The organism is Faecalibacterium sp. Marseille-P9312, assembly GCF_902497445.1.
Lineage (GTDB): Bacteria > Bacillota > Clostridia > Oscillospirales > Ruminococcaceae > Faecalibacterium > Faecalibacterium longum.
The window spans coordinates 14,055-33,913 of record NZ_CABVEW010000014.1; the positions used below are offsets into that span (position 1 = coordinate 14,055).

At 57.3% G+C, this 19,859-nt stretch carries 28 protein-coding genes and 1 tRNA gene; 21 read left to right on the top strand and 8 right to left on the bottom strand.

Annotated elements, in window-relative coordinates:
- Positions 1–197: 197 nt before the first annotated feature.
- Complete coding sequence (locus tag F3G95_RS10650; protein WP_149794913.1) at positions 198–1,628, bottom strand: site-specific integrase; 1,431 nt, start codon at positions 1,626–1,628, stop codon at positions 198–200.
- A complete protein-coding gene (locus F3G95_RS10655; RefSeq protein ID WP_128117650.1) occupies positions 1,600–2,130 on the bottom strand; it encodes a helix-turn-helix transcriptional regulator in 531 nt (176 codons plus the stop codon). The genes F3G95_RS10650 and F3G95_RS10655 overlap by 29 nt, the downstream gene beginning before the upstream one ends.
- Positions 2,131–2,278: 148 nt before the next feature.
- Between F3G95_RS10655 and F3G95_RS10660 the strand changes: the two genes are divergently transcribed.
- The 6 genes from F3G95_RS10660 to F3G95_RS10685 are packed head-to-tail and all read left to right on the top strand — an operon-like array spanning position 2,279 to position 4,609.
- Positions 2,279–2,485, top strand: a complete 207-nt coding sequence (locus F3G95_RS10660) for a hypothetical protein (protein WP_149794914.1) — start codon at positions 2,279–2,281, stop codon at positions 2,483–2,485.
- Entirely contained in the window at positions 2,478–2,690 is a 213-nt protein-coding gene (locus tag F3G95_RS10665) for a helix-turn-helix domain-containing protein (protein WP_128117648.1), read from the top strand. The genes F3G95_RS10660 and F3G95_RS10665 overlap by 8 nt, the downstream gene beginning before the upstream one ends.
- A gap of 6 nt (positions 2,691–2,696) precedes the next feature.
- Positions 2,697–3,437 carry a replication initiator protein A gene (locus tag F3G95_RS10670; protein ID WP_149794915.1) on the top strand — a complete coding sequence of 247 codons (741 nt, stop codon included), beginning with the start codon at positions 2,697–2,699 and terminating at the stop codon, positions 3,435–3,437.
- Between the two features lie 55 nt (positions 3,438–3,492).
- Positions 3,493–3,948 (top strand): terminase small subunit, encoded by a 456-nt coding sequence (locus F3G95_RS10675; RefSeq protein ID WP_128117646.1) that lies wholly within the window; start codon positions 3,493–3,495, stop codon positions 3,946–3,948.
- Positions 3,896–4,306, top strand: coding sequence for a sigma factor (locus tag F3G95_RS10680; RefSeq protein ID WP_128117645.1), 411 nt, complete (start codon positions 3,896–3,898; stop codon positions 4,304–4,306). Before F3G95_RS10675 ends, F3G95_RS10680 begins: the two co-directional genes overlap by 53 nt.
- A gap of 33 nt (positions 4,307–4,339) precedes the next feature.
- Positions 4,340–4,609: a hypothetical protein gene (locus tag F3G95_RS10685; RefSeq protein WP_128117644.1), complete on the top strand. Its 270-nt coding sequence runs from the start codon at positions 4,340–4,342 to the stop codon at positions 4,607–4,609.
- 201 nt (positions 4,610–4,810) lie between these two features.
- Here the strand turns inward: F3G95_RS10685 and F3G95_RS10690 are convergent, their stop codons facing one another.
- From F3G95_RS10690 to F3G95_RS10700, 3 genes are all read right to left on the bottom strand, one after another.
- Complete coding sequence (locus F3G95_RS10690) at positions 4,811–5,035, bottom strand: CPCC family cysteine-rich protein (protein WP_097839813.1); 225 nt, start codon at positions 5,033–5,035, stop codon at positions 4,811–4,813.
- 222 nt (positions 5,036–5,257) lie between these two features.
- Complete coding sequence (locus F3G95_RS10695) at positions 5,258–5,629, bottom strand: PBECR2 nuclease fold domain-containing protein (protein ID WP_149794916.1); 372 nt, start codon at positions 5,627–5,629, stop codon at positions 5,258–5,260.
- 21 nt (positions 5,630–5,650) lie between these two features.
- Positions 5,651–5,923: a plasmid partition protein ParG gene (locus F3G95_RS10700; protein WP_128117642.1), complete on the bottom strand. Its 273-nt coding sequence runs from the start codon at positions 5,921–5,923 to the stop codon at positions 5,651–5,653.
- A 348-nt stretch (positions 5,924–6,271) separates the two neighbouring features.
- On the opposite strand from F3G95_RS10700, the gene F3G95_RS10705 reads away from it, so the two are divergent.
- Positions 6,272–6,598: a hypothetical protein gene (locus tag F3G95_RS10705; RefSeq protein WP_149794917.1), complete on the top strand. Its 327-nt coding sequence runs from the start codon at positions 6,272–6,274 to the stop codon at positions 6,596–6,598.
- 68 nt (positions 6,599–6,666) lie between these two features.
- On the top strand, positions 6,667–6,873 hold the full coding sequence (locus tag F3G95_RS10710; protein ID WP_097839809.1) for a hypothetical protein: 207 nt from the start codon (positions 6,667–6,669) through the stop codon (positions 6,871–6,873).
- A 111-nt stretch (positions 6,874–6,984) separates the two neighbouring features.
- On the opposite strand, the gene F3G95_RS10715 is transcribed toward F3G95_RS10710, so the two are convergent.
- Positions 6,985–7,057, bottom strand: a tRNA-Pro gene (locus tag F3G95_RS10715).
- 61 nt (positions 7,058–7,118) lie between these two features.
- A complete protein-coding gene (locus F3G95_RS10720) occupies positions 7,119–7,568 on the bottom strand; it encodes an Rrf2 family transcriptional regulator (RefSeq protein ID WP_015565277.1) in 450 nt (149 codons plus the stop codon).
- A 170-nt stretch (positions 7,569–7,738) separates the two neighbouring features.
- On the opposite strand from F3G95_RS10720, the gene F3G95_RS10725 reads away from it, so the two are divergent.
- From F3G95_RS10725 to F3G95_RS10785, 13 genes are all read left to right on the top strand, one after another.
- Positions 7,739–8,062, top strand: coding sequence for a rhodanese-like domain-containing protein (locus F3G95_RS10725; RefSeq protein WP_015565276.1), 324 nt, complete (start codon positions 7,739–7,741; stop codon positions 8,060–8,062).
- Between the two features lie 749 nt (positions 8,063–8,811).
- On the top strand, positions 8,812–9,249 hold the full coding sequence (locus tag F3G95_RS10730) for a hypothetical protein (RefSeq protein WP_149794918.1): 438 nt from the start codon (positions 8,812–8,814) through the stop codon (positions 9,247–9,249).
- Between the two features lie 142 nt (positions 9,250–9,391).
- Positions 9,392–10,609 (top strand): cysteine desulfurase family protein, encoded by a 1,218-nt coding sequence (locus F3G95_RS10735; RefSeq protein WP_149794919.1) that lies wholly within the window; start codon positions 9,392–9,394, stop codon positions 10,607–10,609.
- A 1-nt stretch (position 10,610) separates the two neighbouring features.
- Positions 10,611–11,060, top strand: coding sequence for a Fe-S cluster assembly scaffold protein NifU (gene nifU / locus F3G95_RS10740; RefSeq protein WP_149794920.1), 450 nt, complete (start codon positions 10,611–10,613; stop codon positions 11,058–11,060).
- Positions 11,061–11,192: 132 nt separating this feature from the next.
- Positions 11,193–11,987 carry an NAD(P)-dependent oxidoreductase gene (locus F3G95_RS10745; protein WP_149794921.1) on the top strand — a complete coding sequence of 265 codons (795 nt, stop codon included), beginning with the start codon at positions 11,193–11,195 and terminating at the stop codon, positions 11,985–11,987.
- Positions 11,984–12,574, top strand: a complete 591-nt coding sequence (locus F3G95_RS10750) for a dipicolinate synthase subunit B (protein WP_015565272.1) — start codon at positions 11,984–11,986, stop codon at positions 12,572–12,574. The genes F3G95_RS10745 and F3G95_RS10750 overlap by 4 nt, the downstream gene beginning before the upstream one ends.
- Before the next feature lie 73 nt (positions 12,575–12,647).
- Positions 12,648–13,964: a serine hydrolase gene (locus F3G95_RS10755; RefSeq protein ID WP_149794922.1), complete on the top strand. Its 1,317-nt coding sequence runs from the start codon at positions 12,648–12,650 to the stop codon at positions 13,962–13,964.
- Positions 13,965–14,212: 248 nt separating this feature from the next.
- Positions 14,213–14,779 (top strand): dTDP-4-dehydrorhamnose 3,5-epimerase, encoded by a 567-nt coding sequence (rfbC, locus tag F3G95_RS10760; RefSeq protein ID WP_015565270.1) that lies wholly within the window; start codon positions 14,213–14,215, stop codon positions 14,777–14,779.
- A 6-nt stretch (positions 14,780–14,785) separates the two neighbouring features.
- Positions 14,786–15,595 carry an ABC transporter permease gene (locus F3G95_RS10765; RefSeq protein WP_243124987.1) on the top strand — a complete coding sequence of 270 codons (810 nt, stop codon included), beginning with the start codon at positions 14,786–14,788 and terminating at the stop codon, positions 15,593–15,595.
- Between the two features lie 16 nt (positions 15,596–15,611).
- Positions 15,612–16,355 carry an ABC transporter ATP-binding protein gene (locus F3G95_RS10770; protein WP_015565269.1) on the top strand — a complete coding sequence of 248 codons (744 nt, stop codon included), beginning with the start codon at positions 15,612–15,614 and terminating at the stop codon, positions 16,353–16,355.
- A gap of 6 nt (positions 16,356–16,361) precedes the next feature.
- Positions 16,362–18,242, top strand: a complete 1,881-nt coding sequence (locus F3G95_RS10775; protein ID WP_149794923.1) for a glycosyltransferase family 2 protein — start codon at positions 16,362–16,364, stop codon at positions 18,240–18,242.
- On the top strand, positions 18,239–18,775 hold the full coding sequence (locus F3G95_RS10780; RefSeq protein WP_149794924.1) for a DUF5662 family protein: 537 nt from the start codon (positions 18,239–18,241) through the stop codon (positions 18,773–18,775). Before F3G95_RS10775 ends, F3G95_RS10780 begins: the two co-directional genes overlap by 4 nt.
- Positions 18,776–18,917: 142 nt before the next feature.
- Complete coding sequence (locus F3G95_RS10785; RefSeq protein WP_149794925.1) at positions 18,918–19,394, top strand: CAP domain-containing protein; 477 nt, start codon at positions 18,918–18,920, stop codon at positions 19,392–19,394.
- A gap of 68 nt (positions 19,395–19,462) precedes the next feature.
- Here the strand turns inward: F3G95_RS10785 and F3G95_RS14080 are convergent, their stop codons facing one another.
- Positions 19,463–19,585: a hypothetical protein gene (locus F3G95_RS14080; protein ID WP_256276019.1), complete on the bottom strand. Its 123-nt coding sequence runs from the start codon at positions 19,583–19,585 to the stop codon at positions 19,463–19,465.
- Positions 19,586–19,859: the final 274 nt, after the last annotated feature.

Here is a 19,859-nt window from a genome sequence, read left to right on the forward strand (position 1 = left end):
CCTGCTCCCAAATATGCCCAAAATCGGATTGAATGGTTGCAAATCGTCTTATTTTATGTTGAATCACCGTCATATTTATTCAAAGCGATTCTCTTTGATTTTGTTTCATTTTGGATGAATAACGCACAAATAACGCACAAAACAGCAGTGCGATAAAGCGGACAGAGGTATTATACAGCGGCTTTTGCCCGCTCTTTTTATGCCCGGCTCTTTTCGCGGATGTTGTCAAAAACAATTTCCATTGCGTCCGACGCTGCCGCGTCTGCTGTGCGGATGAACCCCGCGTAAATATCCGTGGTGGTGGAGGTCTGAGCGTGGCCCAGACGGCCCGAAACCGTTGTGATGGGAACGTGGGCGGCTATCATCAGGCTTGCGTAAGTGTGCCGCAGGCTGTGGAAGTGCACCGCCGGGAGATCATGCGCCCGCAGGAAGTGCGGGAACCATGTTGTCAATCTTTCCAGATCAAAGGGTGTTCCGTCCCAGCTGGTAAACAACAGGTCATTTTGCACCGTCTTTCCGTTCTCCACCTGCACAGTACGCGCCCACATCGACCCAACGCGCAGCCGTTCCGCCTTTTGATAGAGCTGGTACTCCCTCAGCATATCCATACAGTTTGCACCTACCTTGAATGTACGGTTTGACGCTTTGGTTTTTGGTGCGGTGAAGATAAGCCCCTCGTGCGGGATGTATTCCACTGTGCGGTTTACGGAGATGGTGGAAGCATTGAAATCAATATCAGACCAGCGCAGGCCGCAAATCTCGCCCCGGCGCATCCCTGTGAACAAACCAAGCTGCACCATAGCGCTGTACTGTGGCGGAACATCATGCAGCGCAGCCAGCAGCCGCGCGGCGTCGGCCTCTTCCAGATAGGACACTTCAACAGCTTCTCCCTTTGGCGGTTCTGCCCGCTTTACCGGGTTATCCTCCACAATGCCCCATTGCACAGCCTTTGTGAAGACGCTGGACAACATCCGGTGATAGTGCTGCACTGTGTTCCCGTTGAGTTTGCCGCCCTCTTTGGCCTGTTCGGTGAATGCTTTGGAGAAGATCACCCCGGCGGCGCGGGCTACCTTCTCAGCTGAGGCCCGGCTTACCGGCGTTCCGTTGCAAACACAGGTCATTGTGCGCCCACCTACACCCGCAGCCTTTGCGGTCTCTTGCCGCTTACCGCGTGGCAGCTCCTTGAGGAGGGCAGGCGTTGCCAGATATACAGAATCCCGCCGCGCTCCCGCCTCTTCCAAACTGGAATAAAAGGCCATCAGGTGCGAGGGTCTTATCTGGTTTACCCTCATGTGACCCAGCGCCGCAGAGATACGCGGCCTAAGATACCGATATTCTACCCCGGTTTTGGGCTTACACTTTTTGTCGATGTACTCCGAAAACCAGCGGTCTATCAGGTCATCCAGCTTCATATCTGCATCGAGAGCAAGACCGTTATGCACTTCCCGTTCAAACTCATCTGCCCGGCGGCGCACTTCCTTTTCCAGCTTGAGCCCGGTCAAGGTGGGCGGAGGGGTGAAGGTGCGGGACGTTGTGACCTGCTTGCCGTTCCGATCATACCCGGTAGACACCCGGAACAGGTAGGAAGTGGAGCCGTTTTTATTCTTTCGCTTCACGATCTGAGCCATTCTTTAGCGCCTCCTCAATAAGCTTTCTTATCAGATAATCGGCATAGTCCTGAACCTCTTTTTTCAGTAACAAACGCTTTTCGGAGGAAATAGTAACGCTTGCACAGCCTGCTTCAAAATCCAGCTTTTGAAATGTTGCCGTTTCGAGCGCATAATTGACGGCGAGAACTTTTGACGAAAAATCAAAAGCACTCCATTCTGCCTTTTCCTGAGCTTTTCTTACGGTTTCTTCAATTTCTTCTGTGGTCATAAAATCATCTTCACACCATAACCATTCAACGCGAACATCCGCTGCCGTGGCTATGCGTTCCGCGTTGTCCCTTGTAAGATTGTGCTTTCCGGTGACGATACAAGAAAGGTGTTGTTGTGATGTATGGAGAACTTCAAGAGCAAAATCTTTTTGATTTTTTCCGGTGCGGCCTATTGCAATTTTCACCCGCCTGCCGCGCTTCTTTGACAACAATTCATCTGGTTTTTCGGCTGTTTTAGATTTTTTATTCATTTTCGACCACTTTCAGACCAACTATGCAAGCTCGAACTATGTTAATTGCGATAACATTGCAAAAAAGATGCAATTTACAAAATTCACATTTTGTGACACAATAATAGCATAGCACAAAACAAAAATCAACAACAGGAGATGATAAAAATTGACTGAAGCAGAAAAGTTTGTGCCGATACGAAAACTAGCCGAGAGTGGTTTCTTGACAGAGTCGAGGCTGAGAAAAATGCACAAACAGGGAAAGCTTCCCGGCATTTGGTGCGGAAAGAAATTTTTGGTCAATGTTCCGCTTCTGAATGAAGAACTTGACCGAGAAAGCAAAAAGCAGCTAAACGGAGGTGGATGCAATGAGTAATACGGTGCAATATCCGACTATGGCAACGGTGAAGGACGCTGCCGCCAAGTTCGGCATCTCTGAATACTTCTTGCGGAATCTCTGCCGCGCTGGCAAGGTGCGCTTTGTCTGTGTTGGCAACCGCTGGTTGGTCAATTTGGACAGCCTTGCCGCCTACTTCAACGAGGGCGACGACCCGGCGGAACTGGAAAGCCGTCACGGGTAAACCGATATGGGAACAGGTTTCGTAAAGTTCCCGCGTTGGTTGCTGGAAGAACCTTATTTGTCCGGGCTATCAGGAAACGAAAAAATCTTATATTCACTTATTGCAGATCGGTGTGAACTTTCAAAGTCGACCGGAAAATGTGATGAAGACGGAAAGCCGTTTGCTGTTTTTACAATAAAATCTATCATGCTTGCAATCGGGTGTGAGAAGGCAACAGCAATAAAGGCACTCGACAAGCTAGAAGGAATCGGCCTTATTGTGCGGAAGAAGAAGCACCGGCAACCATCAAGTATCTATCTTTCTGAATCTTCTTTAGGTTCAGAAAGTGAACCCAGTAAGGTACAAAAATTGAACCTTTTAGGTTCAGAAAGTGAACCCAACAAGGTACAAAAATTGAACCCCATCTATACTAATACTAGCTATACTGATACTAGACTTATATCAACTAGACCTGCTGGAACGTCTGATGAAGAAGACGTTGCAAAGCGTGCAGCGGCTCTAATAAACGCCAACAAAGAGAAATGTGCCTCCCGTGGACGTGTGGGGGCTGGACGATTTGGGACTGGCGTTATAAGAAGCCTGTTGGGTGAACAGTATGCCGAGCCTGAAATCTTACGGGCCGCAAAAATATCTCTTGACTGGATGGAACTTGAAGCCAATGTGAAAAAAGTCGCCCGGTGCAGCGAGCACACGAGCGGCCAAGGGGACAGATCACTTGTAAAGCAGGAAGGGAGGGCGAAGCAGTGAACACCACCACAAGACCGCCGGGAGGAGCCGAGGGCGGAGAACAGGAAGCCAGACCATGAACCAAAGACAACGGGCATTTTGTGAAGCCTACCTCAAGTGTGGGAACGCAGCGGAGGCGGCAATAAAAGCCGGGTACAGCCCCAAAAGCGCCCGCAGCATCGGCCAGCGGTTGTTGACATTTGCTGACATTCGGGAATATCTGGCCCAGCGTAACGCTCAGATCATCGCCGAGAACACGGCCACCCTTGAGGAGATATACAGCTTTTGGACGGTCACAATGAGAGATCAGGCATCAAAACCGGCTGACCGCCTGAAAGCCTCCGAACTTCTTTCAAAGGCGCTGATAGTAGAACGTACCCGGAAAGAAAACAGCGATCAGAGCGGTGCAGGGCATGAGTTTGACGGCTGGAGTGATGAGGAGTTGCGCGGCGCTGTTCACCTTATGGAAGACCTGAGCGATGAAGAATTTAACGCCATCATGGACGCGTATAACCGAAAAAAGAGGCGATAATCTGAAGAAAGCAGAATTGAATGCGCTTGCTGTCCGTGCCAGAGACGGCAACGAGGAAACGCTTTTGGACTTATGGAACGCGGTGAAAGGCTTTGTCAAGAAAAAGGCTGTTTACTATGCGAAGAACCACACAGCAGGCATGACGACCGCGGAAGACCTTGTGCAAGCCGGCTTTTTCGCCGTCTATGACACCGTGCAGGCATTCGACGAGACGAGAGAGAAAACTTTCCTGACCCTGCTGAAATACTTCCTGCAAAAGCGCTTTGCAGAAGAAGCAGGGGTGTGCACCAGCCGCCGGGACCGTCCGGCGGACAGCCCCCACAAAACAGGTTCAAGGGATGCAATCCGGCATCTCTGAAGATACACCTCAACCGCAAAGGAGAATAAAAACATGAACGTATTCACCGAAATCAGTACCCGCGAACTGGAAAACACCCTCAAGGGCAAGGCTGTCCGCTACATCGTCAACGATGCAGGGGAAGGGCTGTGCTTATTCTTTGAGGGCTGGACGGACAACACCGGCTCAAACCACGGTGACGCTATCCACATCAGCCCGGTCATTGATGCAGCTGGCAAGCCGCAGCTTGTTGTGCAGTATGTCCCGGAAGAGGAACGGCCCGAAGACAGCGAAACCAGCAACAACGGCGTTGTGGGTGAGTAACCTACTCGCCGCATGACCCACGAAGCCCCCACGGCCTCAGAAACAGAGGCGTGAGGGCTTTTCTTTATGTCTGCATCAACTTTCCCACCGGGCAGTATGTCGCCTGTTCTAGGCGCTTGCCAGACGTTGCGAGAGTATGCACAGGCAAAACAAAAAGGAGGCCGCAGCGTTACGACCTCCATACTGTACCCGCCCGGCGGGTCATTCGTCTTCCCATTCATCGACCCGCCGACCATGCGCCCACGCCTCGCGGGCCTGATTTAAGCTCATGTGGTTGGCACAGTCTTCTTCATCCGGGTTTTCGAGCTGGCAAAGATCATCCTCCCAGTTGCACACCGGGCAAATATCAAAATCCCCGGCATACTCAAACGTGTACTTACCGCAGACCGGGCAGATATAGCTTTCTCCAACTTTCACGATTCTCATACAATGCCGCCTCCTTGCCGGTGGGGTGCGTCTGGCTCACCCCATAGTGATAGCAAAAGGCCGCTGCATCTCTGCAACGGCCTCTTTCTGTTCGAGAATCAGGCGGGGTGACGTTTCCCGCATCTCCTAACAATGGGCGGCAGCTGCCTGTTCTGCCCTCTGGTTCTCTTTGCAAGTCTATTATACCAGAACACGAAAAAATGTCAATTCATGTTGGTTCGTTTAGTATCGTTTCAATGTGCCTTTTTCGATGAAGTTTAGAACGCGGTTCGTGTTCAGGCGGTAGACCGACCGGGCAAAGAGCTGTCCCCGCGCGGAGACCCGGACGGCGACCTTGACAAAGACGCTGTTCACCTGTACTTCCTTGACGTACTCAATGGAGCCGTCCTTTGCATTCAGGGCCACATAGTCCGGTTCGGCCAGAATCAGCGGGATATACTCCCCATAAAGGGCAAAATCCGCCGGGTGGCGGCTGACCATGTGGGCAATATTGGACTCACCGAGTAGAATACTCTGCCCCTCTGTCATGGACAGCCCCAGAAGATCAATTACGCGCTGGCACAGTACGCCTACCTGTTTGGCGTGGTCTGGCATCGTTCAACATCCTTCCCAGCCTTACAGCCCTTTGATACTTTCCAGCAGTGCGGCCCGCCGGGCCTCTGTGTCATCGTCCGGGGCATTCCCGGCGGTGTGGGGCTGTTCCGGCGCGGGGTGTTCTTCCAAATAGGCTTTCACGGCCTGCTGCAAGACCGCATTGGACGTTGTTCCCTGTGCAGCACAAGCGGCCTTGAACTGTTCCGCCGTCTCCCGCTTGACCTTGCAGGCCAGAACGACCATGTTTTCTTTGTCCCATTTGGCACTTGCCTTTTTCTGTGCATCAGAAACCATTGTATTTCCTCCTTTTCCGTAAACAGTATACCATAAAAGCGAAACGGTTTACAGTATAAAATTGACCAGAAACATACGGTAAACCTTATACAATGTGCCAATAGACATATACAGTAAACCGTAGTATACTATAATCACAGCAAGGGAGCACGACCGGAAGGCAAGGGGCGAAGGATGTACCGGGAGCGCTGTAAGCCGTGAACGCATGCTAAGACAGTAACCCACTCCCGCCGCTGTATATGAAAAATGACCCGGTGACCGCTACCAACGAAACACCGAGCCAAACCCAACAACAGGGTCAAGCCTAGTATAACAGGGCTGGCCCGCAATGTAAAGCGAGGTCATCACATGAAGTACAATCTTTCGGAGATCATGCACAAGGCGTGGAAGCTGTACCGGAAAGACGTTGCCGCCTTTGGTGAGTGCCTGCACAGGGCATGGAACAGCGCAAAGGCCGAACCCATCAACGCCCAGCGCATTGAGAAAGCCCAGCAGGCCGCAGGCGTGGCCGAGCAGGTGAACACATGGACAGGATGGAAAACCGCCGGGTTTGAAGTCCTGCACGGTGCAAAGGCTTTGTTCCAAGTGGTTCTCATCCACAGCAGCAGGGGAGACGGTAAAACCTACCGTGCATCATTCTTTGGAGCCTCCCAAGTGAAGCCCCTGAACGCCTGATATTGAACCGCTGACCCGGCGGCGCAGAGAAAGCCCGCCGGGATTTATTTTGAAGGGAGATTTTCACAATGAACCGAGTAGATGTTGAAAGCGCTGTTATTGCAATGGGAGATGTTGCTGTGTGCATCAAGATGGTGGACGACGCGACCGAGGAGGGGAACGCGGTGCAGCAGGGCCGAGCGGTGCAAGTCCTTATGGACATCTTCAAGGCCAGATATGCCGCTCTTGTGTCCTGTGTTCAGGGCGACCAGAGCGCCGCGCAGGGCAGTTTTTGAGGCAATAACGCACAAATAACGCACAAACGGGCGATTTCGCCCCTCATATCGAACAAAAAGACCCACGACAAACGCCGTATTTCAAGCGTTACATCGTGGGTTTTATTCATATCGGAGTGGCGAGACTCGAACTCGCGGCCTCCTGCTCCCAAAGCAGGCGCGCTACCAACTGCGCAACACCCCGGCGGTGATACTCAAATAGTATACCTTTTTTTGGACGCGGAGTCAATCCCGGGGTAGAAAAATCAGGACTTGGTGCCGCAGCAGCCGCAGCCCTCTTTGACGGCGGGCAGGCTCTGGGCCAGCTGCTCGAGGGTGACGCTGTCGATGTATTGGTTGATCACATCGTCCAGCCCGGCCCAGAAAGGCAGAGTGAAGCACTGGTCAGACATGGGACACTCGTTGGTCTCGCTGCCGAGGCAGGGGATGGGGGCCACGCTGCCCTCGATGGCCCGCAGGATCTCACCGGCGGTGTAGTCGGCGGGGGCTTTGGTCAGGCGGTAGCCGCCCTGACTGCCGCGCTCACTCTTGACGAGGCCCACGCGGGCCAGCGGAGTGACGATCTGTTCCAAATATTTCAGGCTCAGCTGCTGGCGTTCGCTGATCTCCTTCAGCGAGACGGTGGTACCCGGGGCGTAGCGGGCCAGCTCGGCCATCAGCCGCAGCGCATAGCGGCTCTTGGTGGAAAATTTCATAGCGGTTCTCTCCTTGCTTGCCTTCCAGTATACCACGACGACCCGCTTTTGGAAAGTGAAAAAACCTGCCTTTTGCTCCGGACGTGGAAATATCGAAAAGTCATCTTGCTAGAACAAAAAATATCTGTTATCATAAGATGATGCAACAAGAGATATAAGGAGAGACACTTATGATACAGAAGATCGAGCCCGCAGCCGCCATCCGTCTGCTGGACGCGAAAAAGGCACAGGCGGTGGACGTGCGGGAGCCGGACGAGTACGCAGTGGGCCATATCCCGGGCGCAAAGCTGCTGCCGCTGGGTGAGGTGATGAGCCGCGCTGCCGAGGTGCTGCCCGACAAGGATGCACCCTGGCTGGTCTACTGCCGCACCGGCCGCCGCAGCGCTGACGCCGTCCAGAAGCTGGATGCGCTGGGCTATACCAATATCTATGATTTGGGCGGCATCCTCAGCTGGCCCTATGAAATCGAAGGGGACTTTGAGGGGCATTTCTAATGTGACGGAGAGCGTTTTCTCGCGCCGGTGGCGCGGGGGTAGAGCGCTTTTGCATTGGGGCTAAGTTCTCTTTTGCGTGCCAAAAGAGAACCAGAAAAGCACCAGCGATTTCGACGCGCTGGACCCACGAGAAAGGGGCTGCTCGCCCCTTTCAGACCCCGAAGGGGTTGTCGAAACGGAAAAAAGCTAGTCGCTGCGCTTAACGCTTTTTTCTCGTTTCTCCGATTTGCTGCTTCGCGGCTGGTGTTAGGCCCTCGCAGGGCATAAAGTCCAGCAGATAGGTGAAATCTTCGGCGGAGCCGTAAATGGGAGAAGCACAAAAAAATGCGTTTAGCGAAGCGGCTAGCATTTTTGGGCTTCGACCTCATCTTTGGAATTGTTAAGGGCGAGCAGCCCTTAACTCGTTGCGGGGAGAGTGGAGTCCAGAGGTAGGGAGGGGGGATTCGAAACACCCCTCCCTGCCTCTGGCCCGCGCGGAGCGCAAGCCGCTTGACCGAAAGAATAAAACCTGCCCCGCGCCACCGGCGCGCGAACCTGCTCAAAGAAAAAACCAGCTCTGCCTCTGGCCCGCGCGGAGCGCATAGCCACTTGACCAAAAGAAAAAACCAACCCCGCGCCACCGGCGCGAGAACCAGCTTAAAGAAAAAACCAGCTCTGCCTCTGGCCCGCGCGGAGCGCAAAGCCATTTGACCGAAAGAATAAAACCCGCCCCGCGCCACCGGCGCGCGCAGAAGCAGAAAGGACAGAAGATGTTTACCGCCAAACAGTTCGCCGGCACCCACTGCGGCTGCCGCTACCAGCAGGACTACCGCCCCACGCTGGGCAAAGACGGCAAAAAGGAGTCCGGCACGCTGGAAGTCATCAAGTTCTACTACGACGGTGCCATCCGGATGGAGCAGCACTGCTACGGCGAGGCGGCGACCTTTGTATTCGGCGTCTGGGCCGAGGGGATGGACGCCGACGGCACCCTCCACTGGGCGCTGCCCGACCGCCGCAAGAGCTACTACGACGAGGACTATCTGCCCCGAAAGCTGGACCGCGTGGACGAAGCGGGAAATCTCTACTTCGACGGCAGTCCTTTCCCGTGGAAGCTGGCCGACGATTTCGACGAAGACAAGCGCTGGGGCTACCCGAAATGGAAGGTGTTGCTGGGAAAACTCACCGGAAAAGGCCGGAAATGTGACTGAATCACGAAATTCGAGTATTCCCATTGACATACTAGGGAATGATATGATATAACTATTCCGTCAAATGGAATCTATGCGGGCAGCGCCCCGGCCCCCTGGAAGGCGCGGTGCTCCCGCATTTTAGCAGAAAGGAACCATTCCTATGGAAAACACAGAAAAAGTGGTTTATCTGGATAACGCTGCTACCACAGCCTGCGCTCCCGAAGCACTGGCTGTGATGGTCGAGGCACTGAGCGGCGCCTGCGGCAACCCCAGCAGCCATTATAGTGTGGGCTATGAGGCCAAGGAGTTCGTGGACAAGGGCCGCGCACAGGTGGCAAAGGCCATCAACGCCTCCACGTCCGAGATCTTCTTCACCGGCTGCGGCTCTGAGGCCGACAACTGGGCCGTGAAGGGTACTGCCTTCACCAAGGCCCGCCAGAACAAGAAGCACCTCATCACCAGCGCTTTCGAGCACCACGCCATCATGCACAGCATGGCCGCTCTCGAGCGTCTGGGCTTCGAGGTCACTTATATCAAGCCCACCACGGAGGGCTACATCCGCCCGGAGGATGTCGAGGCTGCGATCCGTCCCGACACCGCCCTCATCAGCATCATGATGGCCAACAACGAGATCGGCACCATCCAGCCCATCAAGGAGATCGCTGAGATCGCCCACAAGCACGGCATCTGGATGCACACCGATGCGGTTCAGGCTGTGGGTGCCATCCCCGTGGACGTCAAGGAGCTGGGCGTGGATATGCTGTCCATGAGTGCTCACAAGTTCAACGGCCCCAAGGGTATGGGCGCGCTGTACTGCCGCAAGGGCATCTGGCCCCAGAACCTTATCGACGGCGGCAGTCAGGAAGCACGCCACCGCGCCGGTACGGAGAACGTCGCCGGCATCGCCGGCATGGGCAAGGCCCTCGAGATGGCGACCGAGCATCTGGAAGAGCGCATGGCCCACGAGAAGGAGCTGCGTGACTACGTCATCGACCGCATCCTGAAGAATATCCCCGAGGCCCGTCTGAACGGCGGCCTTGAGCATCGTCTGCCCGGCAACGCCAACATCAGCTTCCCGGGTCTGGAGGGCGAGACCATCCTGCTCGACCTCGATATGCACGGCATCTGCGCCTCTACCGGCTCTGCCTGCAACTCCGACAGCCTTGACCCCAGCCACGTGCTGTTGAGCATCGGTGTGCCGGAAGAGATCGGCCACGGTTCCATGCGGTTCACCTTTGGCCCGCAGAACACGATGGAAGAAGCGAAATATCTGTGCGATGTGCTGGAGGAAGTTATTCCCCGCCGTCGTGCTATGAGTTGTATGTGGCTGCAGGGCCAGAACACGGCCCGTCACTTCAGCCTGAAGGGAGAAAACTAAAATGGCAGGTATGTATAGCGCAAAGGTCATGGAGCATTTTGCACATCCGCACAACGTGGGTGAGATCCCCGACGCAAACGGCGTGGGTGAAGTCGGCAACCCCAAGTGCGGCGACATCATGCGGATGTACCTCAAGATCGAGAACAACGTCATCGTTGACGTCAAGTTCCTCACCTTCGGCTGCGGCGCTGCGATCGCAACCAGCAGCATGGCCACCGACCTCATCAAGGGCAAGACCATTGACGAGGCCCTGAAGCTGACCAACAAGGCCGTTGTCGAGGCTCTGGAAGGTCTGCCTCCCATCAAGGTCCACTGCTCTGTTCTGGCTGAGCAGGCCGTCAAGGCCGCTCTGTCCGACTACTACCGTCGTCAGGGCATCGACCCGGAACCCATCGTGGGCAAGCTGGAAGAGGACTGCGACCATTGCAGCGGCGAGAGCTGCGGCCGCTGAGGCGCACTCCTGAACCTTAAATAAAAAAGTAAGGCCCGGCGGATGCTGTAAAGCGTCTGCCGGGCCTTTTTGCACTCTCGGCACAGCCTCTGCATAGGATGGCACACCGAGCATGTGGGAGGGGGCCTTGCAGTGGAAGGAAAGAAATGCTTTGCGGTGGTGGGCGGCGACGCCCGGCAGGCCGCAGCGGCCCGGGCGCTGGCCCGGGCCGGGTACAGTGTGGGCGGGCCGGAGATGATAGCGGTGGCAGATTACATCCTGCTGCCCCTGCCGCTGGACGCGGCACGGACGCCGCTGGCCGAATTGCTGCGGGCCGCAAGGCCCGGTACGCTGGCGCTGGGCGGGATGCTGTCGGTGGAGGCAAAAGCCATCGCCGCCGAGGCCGGGGTAGAGCTGGTAGACTACTTCGCCCGGGAAGAGCTGACCATCCGCAACGCCATCCCCACGGCGGAAGGGTGCATCGGCATCCTGATGAAAGAGCGCAGCCGCACCCTCTGGGGCAGCGGCATCCTGCTGACCGGCTTCGGGCCGGTGGGGCAGGCGCTGGGCGTCCGGCTGGCAGCGCTGGGAGCGCAGGTGACGGCGGCGGCCCGCCGCCCGGCCCAGAGGGCGCTGGCCGAGAGCTTCGGGCTGCGGAGCGTCCCCATCGACCGGCTCGGGCAGATAGCGCCGGCCTTTGATACAGTGGTGAACACGGTGCCTGCGCCGGTGCTCAGCGAGGCAGTGCTGGCCCGGCTGCGGCCGCAGAGCTTTATCGTAGATCTGGCGTCCCGCCCCGGCGGTACCGACTTCGACGCGGCCCGGCGGCTGGGCCACAGAGCCATCCATGCGCTGAGCCTGCCCGCCGCCTGCGCGCCCGAGACGGCAGGCGAGGCAGTGGCCCGGACGGTGTGCGATATGATCGGGCAGAGGGAGGAAGCATCATGATAGAGAAGAAACGACGCTGCGCGGCCTTTGCGGTCTGCGGCAGCTTCTGCACACTGGAAGCGGCGCTGGATGCGGCCCGTGCGCTGCGGGGGCAGGGGTGGGAGCTTCTGCCGGTGATGAGCTTTGCGGCAGGGCAGGACACCCGCTTTGGCCGGGCCTCCGGCTGGCGGCATCAGCTGGAAGGGCTGACGGGCCGTCCGGTTCTGGATACCCTGCAGGCGGTGGAGCCTCTCGGCCCACGGCATCTGGCCGACGCCCTCGTGATCGCGCCCTGCACGGGGGCCACGCTGGCCCGGCTGGCCGAGGGCCTTTCCGACACGCCGGTGACGCTGGCAGCGAAGAGTCTGCTCCGGGTGGGCTGTCCTGTCGTCATCGCTGTCTCGACGAACGATGGGCTGGGCGCTTCCGGGGAGAACATTGCCCGGCTCTACCAGCGCAAGCACTATTATTTTGTGCCTTACGGGCAGGATGACCCCAACACCAAGCCCCAGAGCCTCAAGGCACGGTTCGAGCTGCTGCCCCAGACGCTGGAAGCGGCGTTGGAAGGGCGGCAATTACAGCCGGTGCTGCAATGTCCGTGTGGATGAAAGGTGTCTTTTCAGGCAGGGGAAAGTGTGGTATACTAAGTTTATCTATGAAGATTTGTGGAGAATTGATCGAATGAAAAAATACATCGCTGCACTTCTTACAGCGTTGCTCCTGCTCTGCACGGCGCTGTCTGCCGGGGCGGTGGGTCCGGCCCTGACCACGACGGAGGCTTACTGCATCATTGATGCAGACACCGGCCTCGTGCTGGCACAGCAGAATATGAACGAAGAACTGCACCCGGCGTCCATCACCAAGGTGATGACGCTGGGCCTTGCCTGCCAGAAGGCGCAGGGAAACTGGGACGGCGTGAAGCTCACGGTCTCCCATGAGGACGTCTACTCCCTCGCAGGCACTGATTCCAGCCATATCGCCCTGCGGGAGGGGGAGGAAGTCCCCCTGCAGGACGCTCTTTACGGAACCATGATCGCCAGCGCCAACGACGGCGCGAACCTGCTGGCCGAATACTTCGGCGGCGGCACCATCGAGGGCGGCGTGGCCGCCATGAATACCCAAGTGCAGGCGCTGGGCCTCGAGCACACCCACTTCGCCAACCCCCACGGCATCAGCGGCGATGACCACTACACCAGCTGCTACGACATGGCCCAAATTCTGCGCTGGGCGCTGACCCAGCCGGGCTTTGAGACCATTTTCACCCGGCTCGAGATGTACACCATGGCGCCCACGAATGTCCAGCCGGTGACCCGCTATTTCTCCCAGCAGGACAAAATGCGGCTGAGCTACAGCCGGTATTACATCCCGGCCATCCGCGGCTCCAAGATCGGCTACACCAACATCGCCCGCTACAGCTACGTCTGCCTCGCGGAACAGAACGGCGTCCGCCTCATCTGCGTGACCATGCAGAGCGAGATGAAGACCGATAAGTACAACGACGTCCGCACCCTGCTGGACTACGCTTTCGCCCGCTATACCGGCTACACCGACCTGCCCTCCCAGGGCCTGACCGGAGAGGTGGAAGTCGTGGGCGGCGGCGGAGCGCTGGGCAAGGTGACCGTCACCGACCCCGGCGTCCGGCTGCTGCTGGCCGACGGCGTGACGGCGGGGGATGTCTCGGTGTCGCTGGAGCTGCCCGAACGATACGTTCTGGGTGCTTCGCCGGAAGTGTACGCGGTGTATACCGTCAATGGCGGCGATAAGCAGGAACCGACGAGTGTCCGGGTCCCGGCGGTACTCACCGGGCTGGATGCGCTGCTGGAAGCGAACGCGGGCAGAGAGCTGGACACGGCCTCCGACCTTAAGCCTGCCAGGACGGCGGGAATGCTCATCGCCATCTCGCTGGCCTGCACCGCAGCTACTGCCGGTGCCACCCTGTGCGTGATGCGGGTGATGCGGCTCCGGAAAACCAAAAAGCAAAAGCCCTTGAAGCATTAAAAATCGCGCAAAAGCTGCAAAAGGCTTTTCCATATACTGGAAGCCGTTTTCATAAGCATTGCACCCCGCCTGAATGGCCTTTTTGCCCGCATACTGCGTTGCCTTCCCTTGCGATCCACCAAGGATCGCTGCGGAAAATCGCCTTGCCTGCGGAGCAAAAATCCTCGTCATTCGGCGCACCCTGCTTACGAAAACCGCTTCTACAAAACAACAAAAAACGATAAAACAAAACAGAGAGGAAAATAATTATGGGCAAATTCACCTTTACGCAGACTGAGATCCCCGGTGTCGTCGTCATTGAGCCGCAGGTGTTCGGCGATGACCGCGGCTATTTCATGGAGACTTACCAGAAAGACCAGTTCGCCGAGGCCGGCATCGACAAGGAATTCGTGCAGGACAACCAGAGCCGCTCCACCCGCGGTGTGCTGCGCGGCCTCCACTTCCAGAAGAACCACACCCAGGGCAAGCTGGTGCGTGTGACCAGGGGCGAAGTCTACGACGTCGCCGTGGACTGCCGCCCCAACAGCGCCACCTTCGGCAAGTGGGTGGGCGTGATCCTCTCCGAGGAGAACAAGAAGATGTTCTATATCCCGGAGGGCTTTGCCCACGGCTTCCTCGTGCTGAGCGATGTGGCCGAGTTCTGCTACAAGTGTACCGATGTCTACGACCCCACCAGCGAGGGCGGCATCCCCTACGACGACCCCACCGTCAACGTCCAGTGGCCCGACTGCGGCTGCGAGCACAAGACCAGCGCCAAGGACAAGCTCCATGAGCCCTTTGCCGCCCAGAAGTTCGAGTATTTTGAAAAGTGGTGATCGCCTGTGAAAAAACTCAAGGCAATGTTCAACGGCCTGTGGTGCTACCGCTATCTGCTGTGGAACCTCGTCAGCCGTGACTTTAAGCTCAAATACCGCCGCAGTGTGCTGGGCGTGGTGTGGAGCGTGCTCAACCCCCTGCTCATGTGTCTGGTGTACTGGGCAGTGTTCAGCAGCCTGATGGATATGCGGGGCAGCGGCATCGACAACTTCCCGGTCTTCCTGATGTGCGGCCAGCTGCTCTTCAACTTCTTCAACGAGGCCACCTCCACCAGCATGAGCAGCGTCCTCGGCGCGGCCTCCCTGCTGAAAAAGGTCTATATCCCGAAATATGTCTTCCCGCTGGAAAAGTGCTGCTTCGCCATGGTCAACTGCGTCTTCAGCTTCGTGGCGCTGGCGCTGGTCATGGTGTTCACCGGCAGCCCCATCCATATCACGGTGTTTGAAGCCCTCTACCCGCTGGTGACCCTCTTCTTCTTCAGTCTCGGCGTGGGCCTCTTCCTCGCGGCGGCGACGGTGTTCTTCCGGGACATCATGCACATCTGGAGTGTCTTTATCACGGCGCTGCTCTATTTCTCCGCCATCTTCTACGACCCCACCCAGATGACCTTCTCCATCGGCGGCTTCAACATGCAGCAGATCATCAAGCTGAACCCGATGTACTGGTATATCACGGGCTTCCGCCGCACCCTGATGTGGGGCATCCCGCTGGACATCAACATGTTCCTCGTCTGCGGCCTCTGCGCCCTCATCTCGATGCTGATAGGCGTCCAGATGTTCCGCAAGACACAGGACCGCTTCGTGCTGCATATATAAGAGGGAGGAGAGAACGATGGAACCTATCATCAAAGTGGACAATGTGTCCATGTGCTTCAACCTCTCCACCGAAAAGCACGAGAGCCTGAAGGAATACCTCCTTGCCATGGTGCAGGGACGCTTACAGTACGACGAATTCTACGCCCTCAGGGACGTGAGCCTTGACATCATGCCCGGCGATTTTTACGGCCTTGTGGGCCTGAACGGCTCGGGCAAATCCACCCTGCTCAAGACCATTGCGGGCGTGTACAAGCCCAGCAAGGGCAAAGTGACCGTCAACGGCACCATCGCCCCCCTCATCGAGCTGGGTGCGGGCTTCGATATGGACTTGACCGCCCGGGAGAACATCTACCTCAACGGTACGGTCCTGGGCTTCTCGCCCAAGTATCTGGACGAGAAGTTCGATGAGATCGTGGAGTTCAGCGAGCTGCAGAACTTCCTCGACGTGCCGCTGAAAAACTACTCCTCCGGCATGGTGGCCCGCATCGGCTTTGCCATTGCCACCATCACCAAGCCTGACATCCTTATCGCCGACGAGGTGCTGGCGGTGGGCGACTTCCTCTTCCAGCAGAAGTGCGAAAAGCGGATGAAAGAGCTGATGGCCGGCGGCACCACGGTGATCCTGGTGTCCCACTCCATCGAGCAGATCGAGCGCATGTGCAGCAAGGTGGCATGGCTGAGCCACGGCCACCTCAAGATGAACGGCGACACCGAGACCGTCTGCAACGCCTACAAGGCCGTGCAGCGGGGCGAGGCATAAGAAACTATGAATGTACGACTCAAACGCGCCAAAGAGCTGATGGGCTATGCTGTCCAGCTCACGAAAGACGAGGGCCTGCCCACGATGGTAAAGCGGGGCGCGGGCTTTGTCCGCCGCCGTTTCTTCGGCAAGCGGGCGCGCTATCTGCCCGGCAAAAAGGTGCTGGAAGCTCAGGCCGCCGAAATGGTCGGCAAGACCGCTGAGAACTGCGGCCTGCCTACCATCTCCATCCTGACCCCACTGTATAATACGCCCGAAAATTACCTGCGGGAATTTCTGGACTCCTTCGTGAACCAGACCGCCCCCAATGGTCAGCTCTGCCTCGCGGACGCTTCCGACGACGCCCACCCCGAGGTGGAGCGTGTCGTAAGGGAATATCAGCGGAAAAATCAACGCATCGTATACAAAAAGGTCGAAAATAAGGGCATCGCCGCCAACACCAACGCCGCCGAGACGCTGGCGACGGGCGAATATCTCGCCCTCGCCGACCACGACGATGTGCTGGCCCCCCACGCCATGTACGCGATGGGAAAGGCTGTCTTGCAGCTCCGCGAAAAGGGTGAGCCGGACAGTTTCCTCTACAGCGACGAGGCGCTCTTCACCAAAGACATCAAAAAGCCGATGGTGGGACACTTCAAGCCCGATTATGCCCCGGATTATCTGCTCTGCTGCAACTACATCTGTCATCTGGCGGTCTTCAAGCGGGCGCTGTATGAGCAGCTGGGCGGCGAGCGCCCCGAGTGCGACGGCAGTCAGGACCACGACCTCTTCCTCCGGCTCATCGAACAGACCGGCGGTGCGGCTCATCTGCCGCAGGTGCTCTACTACTGGCGGGTCCATGCCGGTTCTACTTCCGGCGGCACCGATGCCAAGCCCTATGTGGCGGCAGCTGCCAAAAAGGCGCTGGCCGACCATCTGAGCCGCACCGGGCGCACCGGCACGGTGGAGGATGGGCTTTTCCCCAGCACCTACCGGGTCAAGTGGGACATCGAGGGCGACCCCAAGGTGAGCATCCTCATCCCCAACAAAGACCACACCGACGACCTCGAGAAATGCCTGTACAGCATCTGGTCAAAGACCGAGTGGGACAACTTCGAGGTCATCGTCATCGAGAACAACTCCACCGACCCGGCCACCTTTGCCTATTATAAGGATGCTGAGAAGCGGTACGAGGGCCTGAAAGTGGTCACCTGGCCGGAAAAGGGCTTCAACTTCTCAGCCATCAACAACTTTGGCCGGAAGGCGGCGCAGGGCGAGTACCTGCTGCTGCTGAACAACGACGTGGAGGTGCGGAACGGCGACTGGCTCACCGAGCTGCTGCGGCAGTGCGCCCACCCCGGCGGGGCGGCCATCTGCGGCGCGATGCTCTACTATCCCGACGAGACGCTCCAGCATGCGGGCGTCGTCACGGGTCTGGGCGGTTACGCGGGCCACAGCCATAAGTACAAGAAGGCGGGCGGCAGCGGCTATCTGTTCCGCGCCGCTACCGTGCAGGACTTCTCCGCCGTCACGGGTGCCTGCCTGCTGGTCAGGGCCAGCGTGTGGGACGAGGTGAAGGGGCTGGACGAGAAGTTTGCCGTGGCCTTCAACGATGTGGACTTCTGCCTCCGGGTGCGGGACAAGGGCTATCGTATCGTGTGGACGCCCTACGCCCAGCTGACCCATTACGAGAGCAAGAGCCGCGGCGGCGACGAGAAAGACCCCGTCAAGGCGGCGCGCTTTGCCGCCGAGCAGCAGCGGCTCTACGACGTCCACGGCAAGGCGGATATTCTGGATGACCCCTATTATAACCCCAGCCTGACTCACGACCGGGAGGATTTCTCGGAGAGCGGCGATCTGCGGAACCTCAAAGAGGGAAAAGTGACAGTGAGGTGGCGAAACGCATGAACATCAAAGGCCATTTTGAGACCATCACCCGGCACAAGCTGCTGGTGATGAAATACTGCTTTGCCTGCGGGCTCTACGAGCAGGGCCTTGCCCACGATCTGAGCAAGTACAGTCCCACCGAGTTCATCCCGGGCTGCATCTACTATCAGGGCGACCACAGCCCCAATGAGGCGGAGCGGGAAGCCAGGGGCTACACCTCGGCATGGCTCCACCACAAGGGCCGCAACAAGCATCACCTCGAATACTGGATCGACTACAGCACCACGAAAGCCGGCCTCACCGGCATGAAGATCCCCCTGCGGTACGTCTGCGAGATGGTCTGCGACCGTGTGGCCGCCAGCCAGATCTATCTGGGCGGCAAGTACACCGACGCCTCCCCTTGGGAGTACTACGAGCACAGCAAAGACCACTATCTGCTCCACCCCGAGACGAGAGCGCTGCTGGAAAAGCTGCTCAAAATGGTGCGGGACATCGGGCAGGAGCGGACCTTCGCGTACATGAAGTTCCTGCTGGGCTGCGAAAAGGATTATTGATGGAATGAAAAATGCCGCTGATGAAAAATCAGCGGCATTTTTGTCGGATCTGAGCATTGACAGCTGACTTTTGGCGGTGATAGACTACACACAAGGTTCGGCGCAGAGCCGGGCAGAAAATTTGTTCGTGGAGGGACGGAACATGAAACTGACGAAAAAATTCCTTTCGGCGCTGCTGGTCTGTGCGGCGGCAGTCACGCTGCTGTGCGCTGCGGTCGGCGCAACGGCTGCACCTGTCACTGCGGAGACGCCTGCCCAGAAGCAGGCTGTGCTGGACACCATCAATGCGGTACGCCAGCAGAACGGCCTTGCCCCTGTGGCCGAAACGGCGGACACGGACGCGCAGGCCGACCGGATGGCGGCGCTTTATTTCAGCACCGATGACGGCGACGCTTACGACGCCCAGTGGCTGGCCATCCTCGACACCGAGGTGGAGGGCAAAGTCAGCATCGGCGACTGCTACTCCTACAAGCTGCAAAATGGCGGCTGGGATATAACGGACTGGAACAACATGGACCTGCTGCCCACCCCGGCCTTCAAGCTGCTGAAGAGCGCCGACGTGACGATGGTGGGCATCTCCTTCACCAACGAGGGCGGCGTGGTGCTCCTGCCGTACTAAGATAAGATAAAACGAGAAAGCCCCCGGATGCGGTGCCGCATCCGGGGGCTTCTGTCGTCGGAGAAAAATCAGTCTTCGCTGTTGTCGATCTGGATATAGCGGGGGCCGTGCTTGTCCACAAAGAGCAGCACGCCGGTCAGCGTGACAGCCAGACAGGTCAAAACAGCGAGCATTACTTTCAGAAATTTCATGGTAGACCCTCCTTGACGGCTCAGACCGCACGGCGCGGGATGCGCCTGCGTGTTCGTTTGGTTGTAGTATAACATATTCTTCCCGGAAAGGCAAACGACCGGACTTTGGGAAAAGTTGTGCGATACGAACGAAAAAATGGGAGGTTAGCCACGGCTAATCGTTAAAAACAGCCAAGAAATTTAAGGAATTTCCATCATTTTGGCCTTGTTGTCGTTGACTTCCCACCGCAAAATGATACAATAAACATGTTAAGCAGCAACTGTCCCTGTACCA

Excerpts from the sequence above, each read along its gene's own strand:
- F3G95_RS10650 (WP_149794913.1), bottom strand. The coding sequence starts at position 1,628 with ATGGCTCAGATCGTGAAGCGAAAGAATAAAAACGGCTCCACTTCCTAC.
- F3G95_RS10655 (WP_128117650.1), bottom strand. The coding sequence starts at position 2,130 with ATGAATAAAAAATCTAAAACAGCCGAAAAACCAGATGAATTGTTGTCA.
- F3G95_RS10665 (WP_128117648.1), top strand. The coding sequence starts at position 2,478 with ATGAGTAATACGGTGCAATATCCGACTATGGCAACGGTGAAGGACGCT.
- F3G95_RS10670 (WP_149794915.1), top strand. The coding sequence starts at position 2,697 with ATGGGAACAGGTTTCGTAAAGTTCCCGCGTTGGTTGCTGGAAGAACCT.
- F3G95_RS10675 (WP_128117646.1), top strand. The coding sequence starts at position 3,493 with ATGAACCAAAGACAACGGGCATTTTGTGAAGCCTACCTCAAGTGTGGG.
- F3G95_RS10680 (WP_128117645.1), top strand. The coding sequence starts at position 3,896 with ATGAAGAATTTAACGCCATCATGGACGCGTATAACCGAAAAAAGAGGC.
- F3G95_RS10685 (WP_128117644.1), top strand. The coding sequence starts at position 4,340 with ATGAACGTATTCACCGAAATCAGTACCCGCGAACTGGAAAACACCCTC.
- F3G95_RS10690 (WP_097839813.1), bottom strand. The coding sequence starts at position 5,035 with ATGAGAATCGTGAAAGTTGGAGAAAGCTATATCTGCCCGGTCTGCGGT.
- F3G95_RS10695 (WP_149794916.1), bottom strand. The coding sequence starts at position 5,629 with ATGCCAGACCACGCCAAACAGGTAGGCGTACTGTGCCAGCGCGTAATT.
- F3G95_RS10700 (WP_128117642.1), bottom strand. The coding sequence starts at position 5,923 with ATGGTTTCTGATGCACAGAAAAAGGCAAGTGCCAAATGGGACAAAGAA.
- F3G95_RS10705 (WP_149794917.1), top strand. The coding sequence starts at position 6,272 with ATGAAGTACAATCTTTCGGAGATCATGCACAAGGCGTGGAAGCTGTAC.
- F3G95_RS10710 (WP_097839809.1), top strand. The coding sequence starts at position 6,667 with ATGAACCGAGTAGATGTTGAAAGCGCTGTTATTGCAATGGGAGATGTT.
- F3G95_RS10720 (WP_015565277.1), bottom strand. The coding sequence starts at position 7,568 with ATGAAATTTTCCACCAAGAGCCGCTATGCGCTGCGGCTGATGGCCGAG.
- F3G95_RS10725 (WP_015565276.1), top strand. The coding sequence starts at position 7,739 with ATGATACAGAAGATCGAGCCCGCAGCCGCCATCCGTCTGCTGGACGCG.
- F3G95_RS10730 (WP_149794918.1), top strand. The coding sequence starts at position 8,812 with ATGTTTACCGCCAAACAGTTCGCCGGCACCCACTGCGGCTGCCGCTAC.
- F3G95_RS10735 (WP_149794919.1), top strand. The coding sequence starts at position 9,392 with ATGGAAAACACAGAAAAAGTGGTTTATCTGGATAACGCTGCTACCACA.
- nifU (WP_149794920.1), top strand. The coding sequence starts at position 10,611 with ATGGCAGGTATGTATAGCGCAAAGGTCATGGAGCATTTTGCACATCCG.
- F3G95_RS10750 (WP_015565272.1), top strand. The coding sequence starts at position 11,984 with ATGATAGAGAAGAAACGACGCTGCGCGGCCTTTGCGGTCTGCGGCAGC.
- F3G95_RS10755 (WP_149794922.1), top strand. The coding sequence starts at position 12,648 with ATGAAAAAATACATCGCTGCACTTCTTACAGCGTTGCTCCTGCTCTGC.
- rfbC (WP_015565270.1), top strand. The coding sequence starts at position 14,213 with ATGGGCAAATTCACCTTTACGCAGACTGAGATCCCCGGTGTCGTCGTC.
- F3G95_RS10770 (WP_015565269.1), top strand. The coding sequence starts at position 15,612 with ATGGAACCTATCATCAAAGTGGACAATGTGTCCATGTGCTTCAACCTC.
- F3G95_RS10775 (WP_149794923.1), top strand. The coding sequence starts at position 16,362 with ATGAATGTACGACTCAAACGCGCCAAAGAGCTGATGGGCTATGCTGTC.
- F3G95_RS10780 (WP_149794924.1), top strand. The coding sequence starts at position 18,239 with ATGAACATCAAAGGCCATTTTGAGACCATCACCCGGCACAAGCTGCTG.
- F3G95_RS10785 (WP_149794925.1), top strand. The coding sequence starts at position 18,918 with ATGAAACTGACGAAAAAATTCCTTTCGGCGCTGCTGGTCTGTGCGGCG.
- F3G95_RS14080 (WP_256276019.1), bottom strand. The coding sequence starts at position 19,585 with ATGAAATTTCTGAAAGTAATGCTCGCTGTTTTGACCTGTCTGGCTGTC.